This is a genomic window from Knoellia sinensis KCTC 19936, from assembly GCF_000768705.1.
Taxonomy (GTDB): Bacteria; Actinomycetota; Actinomycetes; order Actinomycetales; family Dermatophilaceae; genus Knoellia; species Knoellia sinensis.
Window position 1 is genome coordinate 17,841 of the sequence record NZ_AVPJ01000008.1, and the last position, 18,529, is coordinate 36,369.

Consider the following 18,529-nt stretch of genomic DNA (forward strand, 5'->3'; position numbering starts at 1 on the left):
GCGTGCAGTCAGGCGCCACCCCGCACTGCCCCGACCATGCCTCGTTCGCAGGACCGCATCATCCAGGTGTGGTTCGCACGGAGGAGCGGTGCGAGGGCCGGAGCGACATGGCGCAGGCCCCGGGCCGTGATCTCCACCTCCTGCCGAAACGCCACTGCCGCACCGGCATTCACGCCCTCGGAGATCCGGAACTCGGCCCAGCCCGTGAGGTCACGCTCGAGCCGGACCCGCAGCCGACCGGTTGCCGGGTCCTCGATCTCGCGAGTGATGAGCAGTCGCAACGTGTAGGGGAGGACGCTCCTCACCCGCGCCTCCCCGCTCCCCCCGTCGACCCGCTGTATGGAACGGATCTCACGCCACCAGGTGGGGTAGTCATCGACGGCCGCGCACACGGCATACACGTCCTCGACGGGAGCCGGGACGAGCCAGCCGTGGGCGAACCGCCAGAGCCGAGGCATGGGTTCAGTGTTCACGACTTTCCGTATGCCGTCCGCTCCCGTTCGCCGGACAGGCCCCCTTCGCGCGGCGTACGTTCACAGCATCGAGGAGGTGGCGCGATGCGCGGTGGCCTGCGGTGCTGCGTCATCGCACTGTGCTGCGTCCTCCTCGCCGCCTGCGGATCGCGCACCACGTCGGAGACCGACTGGGCCGAGCCGCAGCTTGCGACCAGCCCCGGATTCCGAATCAGCGACCGCGACCCCGATGGTGCCGCGATCGCGAAGGCGGCACGCGAGTGGGTCGATCAGGGAAGCCTGCCCGGAGCCGGGACCCGTTGGGAGTCGATGAGCCGCTGGGCGCTCATCGACATTCACCAGATGATGAGCGGCCTCGGCGAAGGTGGCGCGCCAGCCGCGGGCGCGGCGCCGAGTTGGGGCTACTTCTGGCCGCGTGACGGAGCCTTCCTCATCGTGGCGCTGGACCGGACGGGTCACCACGAGGAGGCTCGGCACCTCGTGGACGTGTTGGCCCGGCTGCCCTTCGACGAGACCGAAGGCTTCGACGCGCGCTATCTCCTGGGTGGGGAACGGGTGACGCTTGATCCGCGCGGTCCGCAGTCGGACGGGTGTGGCTGGGTGCTGTGGGCACTCGGGTCGATGGCGGCCTCGTCGCTGCCGCCGAGCGCGGCCGGCCTGCGGTCGCAATGCCTCACCAACCTCATGCGACTGACCTGGAGCGGATGGCAGCTGCCGCCCCCTTCGCCGGACTACTGGGAACTCCCGGTGACGCGGACCTCACTGGGAACCGTCGCGCCCATGGTCGCCGGGCTGCGTGCGGTGGCTCGATCAGGCACGAAGACAGAGCGCGCACTCGCGGAACCCATGGCCAAACGGCTTGCGGCACAGGTGCATTCGGAGCTCGGACCCGAGCTGGGGCGCTTCGGCGACAGTGGCGGCATGGACGCGGCGGTGGCCATGCTTATGCCGCCCTTCGGCCCGACGGACAGGCGAGTGACCTCACGATGGCTGGCGTACCAACGGGACGCGGCGCGTTCCTCGGGCGGGTTGGCTCCCGGTTCCGGCTGGAGGAACGACGGGACGTCCTGGACACCGGAGACGGCGCTCGTGGCCTACACCGCGGCGGCAGCGGATCGGGATGCGACCGCTCGACGCTGGCTGGACTGGCTCGACGAACACCGCACCGAGTGGGGGTCGTTGCCGGAGAAGGTCAACAGGTCGGGCAACCCCGCAGGTCCCGCTCCTTTGCTGTGGACGGCAGCCCTCGTTCTGTTGACCCTGGACGAACTGGACGCTGCTTGACTGTGGGCATGACCGCGTCAGCCGCCTCCCCAGCCAGTTCGGTCGAACTCACCTTCACGGTGACCGAAGAGGACACGGCCACGGCGCTCGGCTCGGGCAGCCTGCCCGTGCTGGCGACGCCCCGGCTGCTCGCGTGGTGCGAGGCGGCGACGTGTGCGGCGGTGGAACCCGCCCTGGGCGCCGGGCAGACGAGCGTCGGGACGCGGGTGTCCCTTGAGCACTCCGCTGCGTCCCCTGTCGGGGCAGAGGTCATCGTGAGCGCGGACCCGACCCACCGCGACGGGCGACTGCACCGCTTCAGGGTGAGCGGACGGCATACGGACGGGAAGGTCGTCGCCACGGGAGAGGTGACGCGCGTCGTGGTCGACACCGACCGATTCCTCGCGCGGCTCGGCTGACGCGCCAGCGTCAGTCGCCCTCGTGGAGCGCGATCACGTTGCCGTCGGGGTCCTCGAAGGTTGCCCACCAGCTCGTCTCGCTGATCTGCTCCTTCTCCTTCGTGACTCGACCGCCCTGGGCCTTGACCTTGGCGAGGGCGTCGTCGATCGAGTCGACCTCGACCGTGGAGCGCGGCTGGGTGAACGAGCCGTCGCGCGGGGCGAGTCCGCCGCCGCTGACCTCGTTCGGTGATCGAAACATGGGGTAGCCCTCATAGCCGGGGTACTCGACGAACTCCCAGCCGAAGAGGTCCGAGTAGAACGCCTTGGAGCGTTCCATGTCGCCGCTGGGGATGTCGACGTGCGTGATGTCGCCGTGGGCCATGTGCCAACTCCTGGTGATGGGGGCGGCCGTTGTGTCGACCGCATCTGTCGTCGCTTCTGGCGCCTCCGAGTCTGGCACGCTGCTCGTGGCCGCAACAGCGTCTGCGCATGGCAGGATCGCCGCTTGTGCATCGGATCATCTGGGCCCCTGTAGCGGTCGTTCTGGCACTGGCGGGGTGCACCTCCAGTGCCACGCCTGCTGCCCCGGAAGCATCGTCCTCGACGGTGGAGGCTGCCTCCGCAGCTCCGGTCGCGGCGTCGGCGCCCGATCGTGATCTCGGTCCGGATCCGGGAGCCGATGGCTATCGGACTCTCAACCTGTGCGCGCTGGTGACACCCCGTGAGCTTGAGCCTGCCTTCCACAAGGAGGGCGGGACCGGGAAGGTCATCGGGGAGGTCGGCGGGCCTGGCGCCTGCGACTACCGGCACGAAAATGACAAGGGGACTCGGGCCAGGATGGAGTTCGCGGATCCTCGCGCTGAGATGCCCGTCGATGTTCGCACCACTGACCCCGGCACGAACAAGGTCGACTCCAGTGATGCGGGCGTTCTTGTCCACGACGCGGCGGTCGCCGTGGTCCACGTGCTCTCGAAGTCCGGCTACATCGTGAAGGTGACCGGACCCGGTGACACCGTCGATGCGCAGCGACTGACGCTGGCTCTGAGCAAGAAGGTTCGCGAACGCCTGGGCGCCGACGCGCCGTTGCCGCGGCTCGAGGTGCCTGACACCGCTCTGAGCCGGCAGGACATCTGCGCAGCTGCGAAGGAAGCCGACGTCATGGGTGCGCTCAGGGTGACCGGGAGCGTCAAGAGCAGTGTTGACGGACGTGTGTGCGAGTTCCCGGACGGGTTCTGGGTGAGCTTCTCTGTCATGGGGAACCTGCCGGCCACCACCTCGTCCGCGGGTGAGCTCCACATCGCGGGCAAGGCAGCCCAAGTCACGTCGAACTGCGAGATTCTCGTCCCGCTGCGTCGCGCACCCAAGGGTTCCTGGTGGGAGCAGGACTCCCTCTTCGCTGGTGCGAAGGACGAGAGTCCAGCCGCATGCGACCGGCTCATCCGAGCGCTCGACCCATTGGTCACGCACCTGACCGGGTGACGTCAAGGCGCCGCGGCTCACCGATGGCGCTTCCAGGCACACCTGGGTGTGCGCACTCTCCTCCCGGTGGCCGGGCTGGGTCAGGATGTCGTCATGACGACGCCGAAGCAGCACCTCCGGAACGCGGCGGGCTTCACGCTGGTGTGGGTCGCGGCGACGGCTGCGCACCGAGTGCGTTTCCGGACGGCAGGGTCGGTGCCGCGCACCGGACCGGTCATCCTCGTCGCGAATCACCTGACAATGACCGACCCGCTGGCGGTGGCGCGAGCGGCGATCGGGCACAGGCGCTTCCCGCACTTCCTCGCGATGCAGGAAGTGTTCGGGTGGCCGGGCGTGGGGGCTCTGGCCCGGGCTACGGGGCAGATCCCCGTGGCGCGGGGGTCGGCGTCGGCGGCTGCGGCCTTGGACCTTGCATCGGAGCACCTCTCCAAGGGGCACTTGGTCGCGCTCTATCCCGAGGGACGCTTGACGACCGAACCGGACCAGATGCCGGGGCCGGCGCGGACCGGCGCAGCGCGGTTGGCGCTGCGGCATCCCGAGGCGCCCGTCATCCCGGTCGGGACGTGGGGACCGAAGCAAGGCAACGAGCACATCTGGCACCGCCACACGGCGTGCCTGTCCGTGGGCGCCCCGGTCGATCTGTCGGTGTGGGCGGGCAGGACCGATGAGGCCGCGGCGCGCGAGGTGACCGAGGCGATCATGGCTGCCATCCGCGACGAGATCGCTCACGCCAAGGAGATGTGGCACGACCGCTGACCGCTGAGCGGTCGGCGGTGGGGCGATGCGGGCACTGCAAGCGGCAAACGCCCCACTGAGCGGGTCGGTCACGCGTGGGGGACCGGGAGCCGTCGTCGTTTGCCGCCTGACGTGCTCAACTCAGGAGCGTGATGCGCTGGCGCGGCGACCGGTGATGGCTCCGGGCGTGTTCCTGTGGACGAGGAGGTTCACGACCAGGACGAGGTAGCCGATCCAGGGCAAGACGAAGAGGAGCACGAACCACCACACGGGCTTGAGGTTGATCCAGGGCAGGAGCCAGCCACCCGACACATGCTTGGCGTAGAACGCGATCGCGAGAGCGGGGATCAGGAACAGCGGGACGACGCCCCAGTTGATGAAGAAGCCCACGTCCACGTCCACGTGGGCAGGCTACGCAGTTGACGCCTGACCACGCAGAGGAACCGCCCGAGCCGCCCACCCGATCCACCCCACCGCGCCTAGAATTGACGCGTCCTCACGCGATGGAGCAGGGCGAGCGGCCAGGAGGTCGTCATGGGTGAGTCCGAGAACCGAGCCGTCATCGAACGCCTCGTGCAATGCCTCAACGACAAGCGGACCGAGGTGATGGACGACCTCTTCCACGAGGACGCGGTCATGGACTGGCCCCAGTCCGGCGAACAGGTGATTGGTGCGGTCAACCGTCGAGCCATCTACGGCGCGTTCCCCGGGCTGCCAACGATCACGCCGCGACGGATGCTGTCGGCCGGGGACCTGGTGACCCTGGAGGCCACGCTGGACTACGACGGTCCGGTGTATCGGAGCGTGTTCATCTTCGAGCTGCGCGACGGCCGCATCGCCCGCGAGACGGCCTACTGGGCCGAGCCGTTCGAGGCTCCGGACTGGCGCGCGGCGTGGGTCAAGGTCGACCCTGCCTGACCACAGAGGGCGGGCCGCGCGCGGCCCAGCGGGATAGGCCCACCGGCGAGAGCCGATACAATGGACGTGCCTAAAAGATTCAGGCTGGTGTGGTTATTCCAGCCCTCGGTACTCCTGAGATGAAGTCGCGCCACACGGCGCGAACCCGAGGCGCCCAACCCCTCAAGATTGCGGTTGGCGGCGCCCCTCGGAGCATCGATGGCGTCGTCGTCGCGGACAAGGAACGGACGATGGACAAGAAGAGCGCCCTCATCTCGCAGGTCATCATGACCTTCATCATGGCTGCGACCATGTCGGGCACCATGGGCCTGATTTTCGCTGGGCCATCCATGGAATGGCTGGCCGCCTGGCCCCGGCAACTCATCATCGCCTGGCCCATCGCGTTCGCGCTCACGATGATCGCGTGGCCGGTGTCGATGAAGCTGACGGGCGCGATCCTTCGGCCTCGCGAGCGCACACCCCGACCCGCGAACGCTGACTGAACGTCAGATGACCGAGGGTCGGTCGACCTGCCAGTAGTTCAAGCCCACCTCGTCGAACTGCGACTCCAGAGCCTCCAGCCCCGAGGCAGCCACAAGGTCCCGCTCGGCCATCGTGATCGGGAGCAGCCACAGGAACTCAACGTGTCGATCACCAACATGGGACGTCTGGAGGTCGGGTCCGTACGGGTAGGGGCGACAGACAAGCAGATGGTCACACCCGGAACCCGGCAACCACGGTTCTCCGATGGGCTGCGTGTGGCCGATGCTCAACTTCCCACCTCGGTTGTAGAACACGATCATGGCGAGCAGTTCCACGGCTCGGTCCTCTGCGGTTGCGGTGGAGAGTACGAACTCCAGCCCGGAGTCGCCGTCGGCGTCAGCCCAGCCGCCGACGGAAACGTAGGTCCAGACGTCTGCGGTCGTGGCTGGTGCAACACGCAGAACCCGAAAGTGCGGGTTCTGCTCGTGGATCGGCCCAGCGGGCCACGTCAGAACGTCGATCGTGCGGCCTGCAAAGAAGCGGCGAACATGCTCCTCCAGGGCGCCGCACACGTCATCACAGGGCGGAAAATCCGGCACCGGCAGAGTGTAGGACGAGCGGACGAGCGCCTGTCGTCATCATCGGGCTGAAACCGTCACAGAACGGTCCAAGCGCTGCGCGAGGGCTGCCGTGAGTACGGCTGGCCACGCCGCTCAGTTGGTCACTCAGAGCACACTTTCGGCGCTACCACCAACGGACACGGAAACGGCCCCTCGCCTGCTTGTGCGGGTGAGGGGCCGTTTCTGGTGGAGCCGCTTATCGGAATCGAACCGATGACCTATTCATTACGAGTGAATCGCTCTGGCCGACTGAGCTAAAGCGGCGTGGTGCCCGACGCGAGGTCGAGTACGCCGGACGAGTATACGAACAACCCCGCCCCAACCCGAAATCGGGGCCCGCTCGAGCACCATCCGAAGCTGACACGACCGCCAACCGGGCCTCCGGACATGCAGTGCCGCCGACCCAGCCCACCCAGCCCGCCGAGAACCCGCGCCAGCGCACGAGAGGTGAGCGGACGGCATACCCACTGCATGTCCGTGGGCACACGGCTCCCGTCAGACGGTCAGCACTTCAGCCCATCCTGCGGCACGGTCCCCTTGACGTAGAACTCGTTGATCGGCTCGTCGACGCAGTCGCTGGACCGCATGTATGCCGTGTGCCCGTCACCGTCGTTGGTGATGAGCGACGCCTTCGCGAGTTGCTCTCGCAGCCGCACCGACCATTCGTAGGGCGTGGCGGGGTCACGCGTCGTCCCCACGACCACGATCGGCGGCGCACCCTCCGCGCTGACCTTCTTCGGCGGCTCCGACGATCGCTCGGTCTCGACCGGCCACGAGCCGCACGTCAGCGACGACCACATGAGGAACGGGCCCCAGGTGGGCGCCTCTGCCAACGACGCCTTCGCTGCGGCCGCCTGCTCCTGGGCCGAGTCGGACTGGGGCTTGTCGAGGCAGTTCACGGCATAGATGACTTCCATGATGTTGCCGGTGTAGCCACCGTTCGGAACGCGGTCGGCATAGGTGTTGGCCAGCCCCATGAGCTCCGTGCCTTCACCGTCGAGGGCCGCGCGCATCGCCTCGACGAGCGTGTCCCACTTGCCCTCGTCATACATCGCGGCCGCGATCCCGGTCGACGCCCAACCCTCGGTGAGTTGGGTGACGGCACTGTCCCCGGTCTCCGCGAGCGGCTGCTCGTCGACCTTCGCCAGGAAGTCGCGCATCCCCTGCATCACCTCGTCGACAGAGTTGCCCAGCGGACACTCGCCCTGGTCGATGCAGAACTGCGCCCACGCTCGGGTCGCGGTCTCGAACCCCTTGGCCTGACCGAGATTGCTCTCGGCCGCGGTGAGGTCGGGGGCCACGACACCGTCGAGAACGAAGCGGCCCACGAGCTGTGGGAACAGGTCGGCGTAGGTCGCGCCGAGATAGGTCCCGTAGGACTTGCCGAGGTAGTGCAGCTTCTCCTCCCCCAGCGCCGCCCGCAGGACGTCCATGTCCTTGGCGGCGTCGACGGTCGAGACGTGACCGAGGAGTGGCCCCGCGTTGCTGCCGCACGCCTGCGCGAAACCCTTCCAGCGATCTGCGAAGGCCTGCTCCTCACCGGCGTCGTCCGGCGTCGGGTCGGAGCCCAGGAGGGTGTCGAGTTCGGAGTCGCCGAGGCAGTCGATCGGCGCGGACCGACCCACACCCCGGGGATCGAAGCCGACGACGTCAAACCGCTCCCGCACGCCGGCGCCCACGATGAAGTCCGCGGCGCGCGCATAGTTGACCCCCGACGCGCCCGGGCCACCGGGGTTCACGACGAGCGAGCCGATCCGCTGCGACTGCTTGCGGGCCGGGACGCGGAGCACGGAGACCTTGATGGTCTCTCCGTCGGGCTTCGCGTAGTCCACGGGCACCATGAGGTCGGCGCAGAGCCCGCCGCTGCACGACTCCCACTCGAGCTTCTGCTCGTAGAACGTGTCCAGTCCCTCCATGCCGGTCGGCGGCTCCTGCGGCGACCACGACGGGTCCGGCGCCTGCTGCGCGAACAGGTCCTCGACTGTGGAGCACCCCGACGCGAGCAGGGCGACCGAGACGAGGGCTGCGGTGAAGGAGGTGCGGCGCATGGCGCCCGACTCTAAGTGACAAACCTTGGTATGCCGTCCGCCCCCGTCCCAGCGAAACCTCGCCGTCTCAGCGTGGGAGGCGGAGGTCGAGGGCCATGGCCTCGAGCGCCAGCAGGGGCTGGACGTTGGCGGCGATGCGCTCGCGCGCCGTCCCAATGGCGTCCATGGCGATGAGCACGCGCTCGGGCGACAGCACCTGCGCAACCTGGGTCACGGTCTGTCGTGAGTCCTCGTTGACGAGGGCCGTTGGCGCGCCGGTGTGGAGGACGAGCGCGTCGCGATAGACCGACAGCAGGTCGACGAGCGCCCGGTCGACCATGTCGCGGGAGAAGCGTGTGGCCCGGGCTTTCTGCTCCTTCTCGAGCGCCGACAGTTGCGAGCGGATGTGTGGCGGCTGGGTCCGGGCGCTCGGGTCGGCGCCGAGGACCTCCATGAGTTTGGCCTTCTCGGCGGCGTCACGTTCCGCCGACGATGCCTGCGACTCCTCGGTCGCGATCGTCGAGAGGTCCGAGGCGGCGTCAATCGCGTCGCCGACCGTGCGGATCTTGGCCGCCATGGTGATGACGTCGTGGCGCCGGATCCGGGCGTTCTCGTCGCGAGCCAGCCGACGCGCGAGGCCGACGTGCGACTGAGCCGCGCGGGCGGCATACATCGCCATCGGGGGGTCGATCCCGTCTCGGCGCACGAGCAGATCGGCGACGGACTCGACCGACGGGGTGCGCAGGCGGACGTGCCGCGAGCGCGAGCGGATCGTGATGATGACGTCCTCGACCGAAGGAGCGCAGAGCATCCACACGGTGCGCGGGACCGGCTCCTCGAGCGCCTTGAGGAGGGCGTCGGCGGCGCGTTCGGTGAGGCGGTCGGCGTCCTCGACGATGATGACGCGCCACCGGCCGACCGACGGTCGGTGCGCCGCCAACGCCACGAGGTCACGAGCTTGCTCGACCTTGATCGAGAGGCCCTCCGTGGCGATGACGTCGACGTCGGCGTGGGTGCCGTCGGCTGCTGTCCGGCATTCGCGACATTCGCCGCACCCGCCCGTCGGGCACTGCAGGGCGGCGGCGAAGGCCCGCGCCGCCACGGAACGGCCCGACCCCGGCGGTCCGGTGAGCAGCCACGCGTGCGTCATCGACCCCGGCTCGGCCACGGCCCGTGACAGGGTCGCGACGGCCGCGTCCTGGCCGATGACGTCCCGCCACACGCTCACGCCGAACCACCGCCCAGCAGCCCCGACGCCGTGAGCCGCCCCATGACGGCCGCGTGGATCTCGTCGGGCGGGAGCGTGCCGTCGACGACGAGGTAGCGCTCCGGCGACCCCTGCGCCATCGCGAGGAAGTGTGCCCGGATCGCGTCGTGGAAGGTGTCGGCCTCGGACTCGAGCCGGTCGTGAACATCGCCCCGGCGCCTGCGCCCCTCGTCGGCCGTAACGTCGACGATCACCGTGAGGTCGGGCAGCAAAGAGTCCACCGCCCACATCTGCAGGTCGTGCACCTCCGCCGCGCCGAGGTCGCGGCCAGCGCCCTGGTAGGCCACGGCCGAGTCCGTGTAGCGATCGGTGATGACGACAGCGCCCCGGTCCATCGCCGGCCGGATGAGCTGGTCGACGTGGTGCGCCTTGTCCGCGGCGAAGAGCAGGGCCTCGGCCCGCGGCGACACGTGGTCACCGTGGAGGACGAGGTTGCGGATCTCCGCCCCGAGGTCCGTCCCACCCGGCTGGCGGGTCACGACCACCTCTCGACCGAGCTCCTCGAGCGCGCCGGCCAGCAGACGCACCTGCGTCGACTTGCCCGCGCCGTCGCCGCCCTCGAAGGCGATGAAGAGTCCCTGTCCGCTCACGCGCCCGAGCCTAGGCGAGCGGAACGACAACCGAACTGGCCGGCATACAGGCGTGGTCTGAGACGACCGGACGAAAAGTGCGGGGTCCGGAGGGAAATCAGCCCTCCGGACCCCGCACCACCCCTCATGGGGAGCAAAAGTTGGGGCTCACGAGGCGCCAGCGTGGCGGTCGGCGTTCGCGTGGATCGCATCCCGCACGTACTGCGCCAAACCCGGCGCGATGTCCTCGTAGGTCTTCGTGAACCGAGGGTCCGCGACGTACATGTCGGCCAGGTTCCGCTGGAAGTCGTGGTCCAGGTCGTAGAACCACGTCTCGATCTGCACCCGGTGCGCCTCCGCGGCATCCATCGCCTCCGCCGACGTCGCCGGAAGCCCCGCCTCCAGCGCCGCGACGAACGCCTCGTTCACCGCGTCACCCTCGGCCTTGATCTTCTCCCAGTCGGCCTTGGTGTAGCCCTTGGTGCGCTTCGCCGACTGCTTCCACGCGTCGGTCTCGCCCCAGCGCTCCTGCGCCTCGGACTGGTACTCGTCGCTGAACCCGTCGCCGAAGATCTCCTTGAGGTCCTCGTGGGTTGCTGCCTGCTCGTTCATCTCTCTCTCCAATGCTCGGTCGATCGCGTCGACGAGCCCGTGCAGCTCCTCGACCTTGTGCATGACCGCGTCGCGCTGGCGCCTGAGGTGCTCGACGGCCGAGCCGTCGCCACGCAGCAGCGCCGCCACCTCGTCGAGGGACAGGTCCAGCCGCCGGTAGGTGACGATCGTCGCCAGCCGCTCCAGGTCCCCGGGGGTGTAGAGGCGATAGCCGGCGTACGAACGCTCCGACGGACTGAGCAGCCCGATCTCGTCGTAGTGGTGCAGCGTTCGCACCGTCACGCCGAAGATCTCGGCCACCTGGCCCACCGTGAGCATCTCGTCCTTGTCGAGCACGGCAACAGTCTCTCGAATCGCGGTCATGAAAGAAGCGTCACGCCTCACGTCGCGTGAGGGTCAACTTCCTTTTCCCGTATGCCGTCCGCTCACGTCTTCGGCGCTTCCTCGCCGTCCGGCTGGAGCGCGTACCAGTTGCCACCGTTGAGGAAGATGTCGTGGCACCTCACCTCGTTCTTGCCCTCATGGGCGTAGAAGTAGAGCGGTCGATCGTTGTAGGTCACCTGCACCGAGCCATCACTGCGTGTGGTGGTGCCAAGCAGCCTCGCGCGAGCACCCGTGCCCGCGACCGGTTCGCCGTCGGTCAGGACTGGTGGCCACGCCTCGGCGCAGTCGTCGTAGCACGCGGGCTCCGCGGTCGTCTCGAGGTCGAACACGTAGATCGCCTGCCCGCTGGCGTCGAAGAGCACGGCGCCGAACTGGCTGTCGGCCGCGATGATGCTCGTGCCGTCTGCGGCGGCGGTCGAGGTGGCCGAGGGAGTCGGCGCACTCGGAGTGGGCGAGGCGACCGTTCCAGTCGAGCCCGCGGTGGTCGGCGGCGAACTGCTCTCCCCTGCCTCCGGGGCGGGTACGGTCCCGCACGCACCCAGCCCACCCACGAGGACCAGCGCCAGGATCCCTCGCCGTGCGCGATGCCATGGACCGTGCGTCCAACGGGCACTCGCCATTGCCCCATCCTCCACCCTTGCAGGACCCTCGTCATCACCTTCTGGCCGTGGGAGGCTGACGACGTGGCGAACGGCTTCCTCAGCACGTTGACCGGTTCCTTCTCCTCGCCCGCCGACGACAACCCGACGGTGGCGATGATGGAGGCGGCCTACGCCGCGGCCGGGCTCAACGCCCGCCACGTCAATGTCGAGGTGAAGTCTGCCGACCTCGCCGACGCCGTCACCGGAGCCCGGGCCATGGGCTGGGTCGGGTTCACCTGCTCGGCGCCGCACCACGTCGCGGTCATCGACCACGTGGACCAGCTCGCCGAGTCGGCCGAACTCATCGGCGCCGTGAGCTGCGTCGTGGTCAACAACGGGAGCCTCACCGGACACAACACCGACGGCCGGGGTTTCGTCGAGGCGATGCGTGAGTTCCGTCATCCGGGCGGGACGCACGTCGTCGTCCTCGGGGCTGGCGGTGTGGGACGAGCCATCGCCGTCGAGACGGCCCTCGCCGGCGCTGCTCGTATCACCGTCGTCAACCGCGATATCGGCCAAGGCGAGGCCCTGGCCGCGCTCGTCGCCGACCGCACGGGTGTGGACGCGGACTTCCAGCCGTGGACGACCACGTATGCCGTCCCCGACAGTGCCGATGTCGTCGTCAACTCGACGCCGGTCGGGTGGGGTGACGACGGTGCCCTCCACGGCATCGACGTCGACAGCCTGAGACGCGAGTTGCTGGTTGCCGACGTGAGCCCGACTCGGCAGCGGACGGCATACCTGCGCGAAGCGGATCTGCGGGGAGCCGAGACGCTCGACGGAATCGGCATGCTCGTCGCGCAGGGCGCCGTCGCCATCGAGCTCTGGCACGGCCTCAGCCCCGACCGGGACCTCATGCGGACCCGCTTGTCCGAGGCGCTGGGTGCGGAGACGGTGATCTGACGCGAGGATGTACCGTCTTTCCCGTTCCCCTCGTCGGAGCAGCGACGAATCCGCTGCACGAGGTGATCAGCAAAGGATCAGGTACGCCCATGAGCCGCAAGCTCGTCATCGTCGAGTCGCCCGCGAAGGCCAAGACCATCGCCGGATACCTCGGATCCGACTGGGACGTCGAGGCGTCCGTCGGCCACATCCGCGACATCCCCACCCCGTCGGAGATGCCCGCCGACATGAAGAAGGGCCCATTCGGCCGCTTCGGGGTGGACGTCGACAACGACTTCGAGCCCTACTACGTCGTCGACTCCGACAAGAAGAAGAAGGTCGCCGAACTCAAGCGGCTGCTCAAGGGCGCCGACGAGCTCTACCTCGCCACTGATGAGGACCGCGAGGGCGAGGCCATCGCCTGGCACCTCCTCGAGACGCTGCAGCCCAAGGTCCCGGTCAAGCGCATGGTGTTCCACGAGATCACCAAGGAAGCCATCCAGCGCGCCGCAGCCAACACCCGCGACCTCGACACGGCCATGGTCGACGCCCAGGAGACCCGCCGCATCCTCGACCGCCTGTATGGCTACGAGATCTCGCCGGTGCTCTGGCGCAAGGTCAAGGCCGGGCTCTCCGCCGGTCGCGTCCAGTCCGTCGCGACCCGCATGGTCGTCGAGCGCGAGCGCGAGCGCATGGCGTTCCGGTCCGCCAACTACTGGGACGTCGAGGGTGAGTTCACGCCCGACGCCGAGTCCTCCGCGTTCACCGCCCGGCTCTCGTCGGTCGATGGCCGACGCGTCGCGACCGGTCGTGACTTCGGTGACGACGGCCGCCTCAAGGGCGACGTGGCGCACCTCGACGAGGCTGCGGCGACGGGCATCGCCCACGCCGTCATGGCCGCCGACGTCTCTGTCGTGTCGGTCACCGAGAAGCCGTACACCCGCCGTCCGAGCGCGCCGTTCACGACGTCGACGCTCCAGCAGGAGGCCTCCCGCAAGCTGCGTCTCTCGTCGAAGAACGCGATGCGCGTGGCGCAGCGGCTCTACGAGAACGGCTACATCACCTACATGCGAACGGACTCGACGGCCCTGTCGCAGTCAGCCCTCACCGCGGCACGTCAGCAGGCCCGCGACCTCTACGGCGGCGACTACGTCCCCGACGCTCCTCGCAACTACGCCAAGAAGGTCAAGAACGCGCAGGAGGCCCACGAGGCCATCCGCCCCGCCGGTGACCGCTTCCGCACGCCGGCGCAGGTGGCCGGTGAACTGCGTGGTGACGAGTTCCGCCTCTACGAGCTCATATGGAAGCGCACCATCGCCTCGCAGATGGCCGACGCCAAGGGCTCGACCGCCACCGTCCGTCTCGGCGCCACCCTCGACTCGGGTGCCCCCGCGGAGCGGGTCGAGTTCACCGCGAGCGGAACGGTCATCACGTTCCGAGGCTTCCTCGCGGCATACGAAGAAGGCCGGGACGAACAGCGCAACGCGACGACCGACGAGGAGCGCCGCCTCCCCCGCATGGGTGAGGGCACGGCCCTCAAGACCCTGCGCGCCGAGGCCGACGGTCACGACACGTCGCCGCCGGCCCGCTACACCGAGGCCACGCTCGTCAAGGCCATGGAGGAGAAGGGCATCGGTCGCCCGTCGACCTACGCCTCGACGATCGGCACGATCCAGGACCGCGGCTACGTCTCGAACCGCGGCAACGCCCTCGTCCCGTCGTGGCTTGCCTTCGCGGTGACGCGCCTCATGGAGGAGCACTTCACCCGTCTCGTCGACTACGACTTCACCGCCTCGATGGAGGAGGACCTCGACGAGATCGCGCGCGGCGACGAGCAGCGTGCGGCGTGGCTCAAGCGCTTCTACTTCGGTGACGAGGCGAAGTCGTCCGAGGGCCTGCGCGACCTCGTCGCCGACCTCGGCGAGATCGACGCCCGCGGCATCTCCACGATCGAGATCGGCGACGGCATCGTCGTGCGCGTCGGCCGCTATGGGCCGTATGTCGAGGAGGTCGCACCCGCCGGCGTCGACCCCGTGACCGGCGAGATTTCCGAGTCGTATGCCGGTGACTCGGCTTCCGACGACCAGCCCGCCACTCCGCGACGCGCGACGATCAACGACGACATCGCCCCGGACGAGATGACGCCAGAGAAGGCGCGTGAACTGTTGGCCACGGCCGCCGACGACGGGCGCGTGCTCGGCCAGGATCCGGAGAACGGCCGCGACATCGTCGCCAAGGCCGGGCGCTACGGCCCCTATGTCACGGAGGTCTTGGATGAAGAGACGGCCGCGCTCAAGGGCAAGGCCAAGGTCAAGCCCCGCACCGCCTCCCTCTTCAAGGACATGGACCTCGCGACCCTCGACCTCGAGACCGCGCTCAAGCTGCTCTCCCTCCCCCGAGTCGTCGGGGTCACCACCGACAAGGTGACCAACGAGGACGGCACCGAGGGCGAGAAGCAGGTCGAGATCACGGCGCAGAACGGTCGCTACGGCCCCTACCTCAAGAAGGGCACGGACTCGCGCTCCCTCGAGACCGAGCAGCAACTCTTCGACATCACGCTCGAGGAGGCCGAGGCCATCTATGCCCAGCCCAAGCAGCGTGGCCGAGCCGCCGCGAAGCCTCCGCTCAAGGAGTTCGGCCCGGACCCCGTGTCGGGCAAGCCGGTCGTGGTCAAGGACGGTCGCTTCGGTGAATACGTCACCGACGGCGAGACCAACACGACGCTCCGCCGCGACGACGACCTCGAGACCCTGACCGCCGAGCGCGCCTTCGAGATGCTCGCGGAGAAGCGCGCCAAGGGTCCGACGACCCGCAAGCGTGCCGCGAAGAAGACGGCCAAGAAGACCACGAAGAAGACGGCCAAGAAGACCACGAAGAAGACTGCGGCCAAGAAGACCACCGCGAAGAAGGCCACGGCGAAGAAGGCCACCAAGAAGGCCTGACCTCGCGGCACTCTGCTCGTGGGGCCAGGCGCGCAACATCCTGCGCGTCTGGCCCCATTGGCAATTCGCGGCCGATCCGCGACGGGCGACGCGTTGGACTCCGCTACTCTGACGCTGCCGCGCCGTGGGGGCCGGACGTCGCGGGCGGGGATCGTTCGCCAGAACAGAAGGTTCCTCGTCTATGCGTGCCTCGCTGCGCCGACTCCTGTCCATCCTCGGAACGGCCGCCCTGGTCCCGATGCTCCTCGCCGCAGCACCAGCGTCCGCCGTGGTGAGCGACACCGCCTACCCCACGCTCCGTGGGGTCACGATGAGTGCGACCACCGTGGCTGCCGGAAGCTCGATCGTGGCAGTGCTCGATGCCTCCGATGACGTCGCCATCGCGAGCGCGAAGCTGAGGTTCGTCAGCTCCGAGAGCTCACACCGCATCGAGACCACCCGTCCCTGGAGGGACGACGGGAGGGTCGGTCTCGCGGTTCCCGAGAGCAGCACGACCGGGGCCTACACGCTCGACCTCGTCACCCTGACGGACAGCTCCGGCAACAGCGCGACCTACCAGGTGCTGGGACGCAACCTCACGCTCCAGCCACCCGTGTCCACCGGCCCCTTCACGCACGGGCTCGACCTCTCCGCCACGACCTTCACCGTCACCGGCGGGGTCGACCGGACAGCGCCCCGGGTCACCTCCCTGTCGATGCCGGTCCGCCCGACGTACGCCGAAGCACCGGGCGTCCTGGAGGTGGCGGTCGATGATCTCGGTCCCGTGGAGGTGACCGCAGTGTGGCGGCAGCCCTACGGCATATGGGGTACGCCGTACGGCAAGGTGACCGCGCGGGGCGGCACCGGTCGAGTGCCATTCCGGCTCCCCATTGCGGGCACACACACCCTCGACGGTCTTGTGGTGATCGACGCGGAGGGCAACGGCCGCCAGTACGACCGTGACGGTCGCGAGTCGTCCATGAACGGACAGGCGCGGCACACGCTGGACTTCTCACCCTTCGACGTGACCCTGCGACCCAGCCCGCCGAGTGCACGCCTGATCGCCCGTCCCGGGTCCGCGCGGGTCGTCCTCCACGCGACGGAGGACGTTGCGAAATCCATCGACGGCTGGCGCATTTCCGTCTACCCCGGGTCCACCGTGCGCCACGTCCCCGCCAAGGCCGGGCTGACGCAGGTGGACATCGGCGGCCTGTCCAACGGACAGTCGTACAGCGTCTTCGTGACCGCTCAGAGCAAGACCGGTGCCAGCCGGCGGTCCGGCGGGGTGGTCCGCCCCATGCTGTCGACCAATGTCTTCGCCGTCGCCGACGCTACCGGCGACCGACGCGTCGACCTCATCGCGCGGCAGCCGTTCAGCGCCGCGGGCGAGGGCGACAGCTATGTCTACCCGACGAACGGCACGGCTGGCGTCGGGCGACGGTTCGCAGCCTTCCGCGCTGGTGACAACTCGTGCGAGCGAATCGCCCCCTTCGACCACTACATCCTCGGCGACGGTGAGGTGCTCTGCTATGGCCCCGACCTGCTGGCACTGAACAAGGACGGCAGCGGCTCGATTCTGGCCACCGGCGGCTGGTCCGCGATGCGGTTCGTCGACGGCGGATCCGACCTCACCGGGGACGGCTGGCCCGACATCATCGGGGTCGGCACGGACGGTGCGCTCAGGGTCTACCAAACCCGGGACGAGTCACGGATCGTGTCGACCACGAAGGTGGGCGGTGGTTGGGGAGCCTTCACTGCGCTCATGCAGGTGGGCGACTTCAATGGCGACCGCAAGTCCGACCTCGTCGCGGTCGACACGGCCGGGCGCGTGTGGCTCTACCCAGGGAACGGCCGCGCAGGCTTCGGCGCCCGCACCCAGATCGCGTCCGGCTGGGGCGGTTTCGGTGCCGTCCTCCCGCTCCGCGACTTCAACGGCGACGGCAAGGTCGACATCGGCACGATCACCATGGACGGCATCCTCTACATGTATCCCGGCAATGGCCGCGGAGGTTTCCTGCCCAGGGTCGCCATCGGCGGCGGTTGGGGCGTCTACCTCTGAGGTTCAGCCCCAGGTGACGCGGGCGAGTTCGCGCCAGCGCGCGAGCATCGCCTCGTCATCGGTGGTGACCTCGTCGCCGCGGTTCCACAGTCCCAGGCAGAGGTCGGCGGCAGTGCCGCGGAACGTCACGTCGGCGTCGTCCAGCTCCACAGCCTCTGCCGTATGCCGTGTCGCCGCCGGCTGCTCAGCCCTCACCTCGACGATCCACGCACGATCGACGTCGGTCGGGCGCACGGCCACGCGCACCGGCTGTTGCGTGCGGAGCTTGCTCTTGGGGCGTGGCAGGAAGCCGGTGAGCAGTTCGTCCAACCCGTCCACCGCGACGGGCGACGAGACCTCGGAGAGGCGGGCGGACGGCATACCGCCAATCCGGGCGGACAACGCGTCCGCAGCGTGGATCGTCGTCTCGTGACACTGCCGACGGGCCCAGAACTCCCGCGGCGCAGGCGCGTCCGCGAGGAACACGAACGCCTCGAGGTCGGCGGGAGCGGCAGCGAGCGCGGCGATCAGCGCCGAACTCCCCTCGACCAGCCATGACACGGGGTCGGCATGGGCGAGGCCCTCTTCCTCGAACGCCGCCGGAACCTCGATCCCTGCGCTATTTCCGAGCACCTGCGCCGTGGCCCAGCGGTGGACCATCCCCTGGTGCGCGATGAGGTCGCGGACCGACCAGCCGGGGCACGTCGGGACCCGCGCGTCGAGGCCCGCAGCCTGTGCGTCGCGGGCGAATCGGCCCGTCGCTTCGGCCAGTGCGGTGACGTGGGCGCTCAGATCCATGGGTGCATGGTGGCCGTCGGGTGTGACGGGAGGCACGGG

General features: G+C 68.9%; 19 protein-coding genes and 1 tRNA gene. 9 read left to right on the forward strand and 11 right to left on the reverse strand.

Going from position 1 to position 18,529, the window contains the following annotated elements; translation table 11 throughout:
- Positions 1-8: 8 nt before the first annotated feature.
- Positions 9-458 carry an SRPBCC family protein gene (locus N802_RS11435; RefSeq protein WP_035916523.1) on the reverse strand — a complete coding sequence of 150 codons (450 nt, stop codon included), beginning with the start codon at positions 456-458 and terminating at the stop codon, positions 9-11.
- A 99-nt stretch (positions 459-557) separates the two neighbouring features.
- Here N802_RS11435 and N802_RS11440 point away from each other — a divergent pair, with 99 nt between their 5' ends.
- Positions 558-1,757, forward strand: coding sequence for a glycoside hydrolase family 15 protein (locus N802_RS11440; protein ID WP_052109852.1), 1,200 nt, complete (start codon positions 558-560; stop codon positions 1,755-1,757).
- Between the two features lie 8 nt (positions 1,758-1,765).
- Positions 1,766-2,155 carry a thioesterase family protein gene (locus N802_RS11445; RefSeq protein WP_035916528.1) on the forward strand — a complete coding sequence of 130 codons (390 nt, stop codon included), beginning with the start codon at positions 1,766-1,768 and terminating at the stop codon, positions 2,153-2,155.
- A gap of 10 nt (positions 2,156-2,165) precedes the next feature.
- On the opposite strand, the gene N802_RS11450 is transcribed toward N802_RS11445, so the two are convergent.
- On the reverse strand, positions 2,166-2,519 hold the full coding sequence (locus tag N802_RS11450; RefSeq protein ID WP_035916331.1) for a VOC family protein: 354 nt from the start codon (positions 2,517-2,519) through the stop codon (positions 2,166-2,168).
- 107 nt (positions 2,520-2,626) lie between these two features.
- Here N802_RS11450 and N802_RS11455 point away from each other — a divergent pair, with 107 nt between their 5' ends.
- Positions 2,627-3,616, forward strand: coding sequence for a hypothetical protein (locus tag N802_RS11455; RefSeq protein ID WP_156971376.1), 990 nt, complete (start codon positions 2,627-2,629; stop codon positions 3,614-3,616).
- 93 nt (positions 3,617-3,709) lie between these two features.
- Positions 3,710-4,372 (forward strand): lysophospholipid acyltransferase family protein, encoded by a 663-nt coding sequence (locus tag N802_RS11460; RefSeq protein ID WP_035916530.1) that lies wholly within the window; start codon positions 3,710-3,712, stop codon positions 4,370-4,372.
- Between the two features lie 120 nt (positions 4,373-4,492).
- On the opposite strand, the gene N802_RS11465 is transcribed toward N802_RS11460, so the two are convergent.
- Positions 4,493-4,753 carry a hypothetical protein gene (locus N802_RS11465; RefSeq protein ID WP_035916336.1) on the reverse strand — a complete coding sequence of 87 codons (261 nt, stop codon included), beginning with the start codon at positions 4,751-4,753 and terminating at the stop codon, positions 4,493-4,495.
- 132 nt (positions 4,754-4,885) lie between these two features.
- Between N802_RS11465 and N802_RS11470 the strand changes: the two genes are divergently transcribed.
- Both N802_RS11470 and N802_RS11475 read left to right on the forward strand, forming a co-directional pair.
- A complete protein-coding gene (locus N802_RS11470) occupies positions 4,886-5,269 on the forward strand; it encodes a nuclear transport factor 2 family protein (protein WP_035916339.1) in 384 nt (127 codons plus the stop codon).
- Positions 5,270-5,499: 230 nt separating this feature from the next.
- A complete protein-coding gene (locus N802_RS11475; RefSeq protein WP_035916531.1) occupies positions 5,500-5,751 on the forward strand; it encodes a DUF2798 domain-containing protein in 252 nt (83 codons plus the stop codon).
- A gap of 3 nt (positions 5,752-5,754) precedes the next feature.
- Here N802_RS11475 and N802_RS11480 read toward each other — a convergent pair whose 3' ends face one another.
- The 7 genes from N802_RS11480 to N802_RS20225 all read right to left on the reverse strand — a co-directional run bounded on the left by N802_RS11480 (position 5,755) and on the right by N802_RS20225 (position 11,830).
- Positions 5,755-6,330, reverse strand: coding sequence for a suppressor of fused domain protein (locus N802_RS11480; RefSeq protein ID WP_169743425.1), 576 nt, complete (start codon positions 6,328-6,330; stop codon positions 5,755-5,757).
- Positions 6,331-6,538: 208 nt separating this feature from the next.
- Positions 6,539-6,615, reverse strand: a tRNA-Thr gene (locus N802_RS11485).
- Positions 6,616-6,854: 239 nt separating this feature from the next.
- Positions 6,855-8,399 carry an alpha/beta hydrolase gene (locus N802_RS11490; protein ID WP_035916344.1) on the reverse strand — a complete coding sequence of 515 codons (1,545 nt, stop codon included), beginning with the start codon at positions 8,397-8,399 and terminating at the stop codon, positions 6,855-6,857.
- A gap of 67 nt (positions 8,400-8,466) precedes the next feature.
- The gene (locus tag N802_RS11495; RefSeq protein ID WP_035916346.1) at positions 8,467-9,606 is read right to left on the reverse strand and encodes a DNA polymerase III subunit delta'; all 1,140 of its coding nucleotides are present in this window, start codon (positions 9,604-9,606) and stop codon (positions 8,467-8,469) included.
- Positions 9,603-10,235, reverse strand: coding sequence for a dTMP kinase (gene tmk / locus N802_RS11500; RefSeq protein WP_035916350.1), 633 nt, complete (start codon positions 10,233-10,235; stop codon positions 9,603-9,605). Before tmk ends, N802_RS11495 begins: the two co-directional genes overlap by 4 nt.
- Before the next feature lie 147 nt (positions 10,236-10,382).
- The gene (locus N802_RS11505) at positions 10,383-11,189 is read right to left on the reverse strand and encodes a MerR family transcriptional regulator (RefSeq protein ID WP_052109853.1); all 807 of its coding nucleotides are present in this window, start codon (positions 11,187-11,189) and stop codon (positions 10,383-10,385) included.
- A 62-nt stretch (positions 11,190-11,251) separates the two neighbouring features.
- Positions 11,252-11,830 (reverse strand): COG4315 family predicted lipoprotein, encoded by a 579-nt coding sequence (locus tag N802_RS20225; RefSeq protein WP_156971377.1) that lies wholly within the window; start codon positions 11,828-11,830, stop codon positions 11,252-11,254.
- A 63-nt stretch (positions 11,831-11,893) separates the two neighbouring features.
- On the opposite strand from N802_RS20225, the gene N802_RS11515 reads away from it, so the two are divergent.
- From N802_RS11515 to N802_RS19475, 3 genes are all read left to right on the forward strand, one after another.
- Positions 11,894-12,754, forward strand: coding sequence for a shikimate dehydrogenase family protein (locus tag N802_RS11515; RefSeq protein ID WP_035916353.1), 861 nt, complete (start codon positions 11,894-11,896; stop codon positions 12,752-12,754).
- A gap of 89 nt (positions 12,755-12,843) precedes the next feature.
- The gene (gene topA / locus N802_RS11520) at positions 12,844-15,675 is read left to right on the forward strand and encodes a type I DNA topoisomerase (protein ID WP_035916355.1); all 2,832 of its coding nucleotides are present in this window, start codon (positions 12,844-12,846) and stop codon (positions 15,673-15,675) included.
- Positions 15,676-15,856: 181 nt separating this feature from the next.
- Positions 15,857-17,713: an FG-GAP repeat domain-containing protein gene (locus N802_RS19475; RefSeq protein WP_052109854.1), complete on the forward strand. Its 1,857-nt coding sequence runs from the start codon at positions 15,857-15,859 to the stop codon at positions 17,711-17,713.
- A 3-nt stretch (positions 17,714-17,716) separates the two neighbouring features.
- On the opposite strand, the gene N802_RS11530 is transcribed toward N802_RS19475, so the two are convergent.
- Complete coding sequence (locus tag N802_RS11530) at positions 17,717-18,490, reverse strand: maleylpyruvate isomerase N-terminal domain-containing protein (protein ID WP_035916538.1); 774 nt, start codon at positions 18,488-18,490, stop codon at positions 17,717-17,719.
- Positions 18,491-18,529 lie beyond the last annotated feature (39 nt).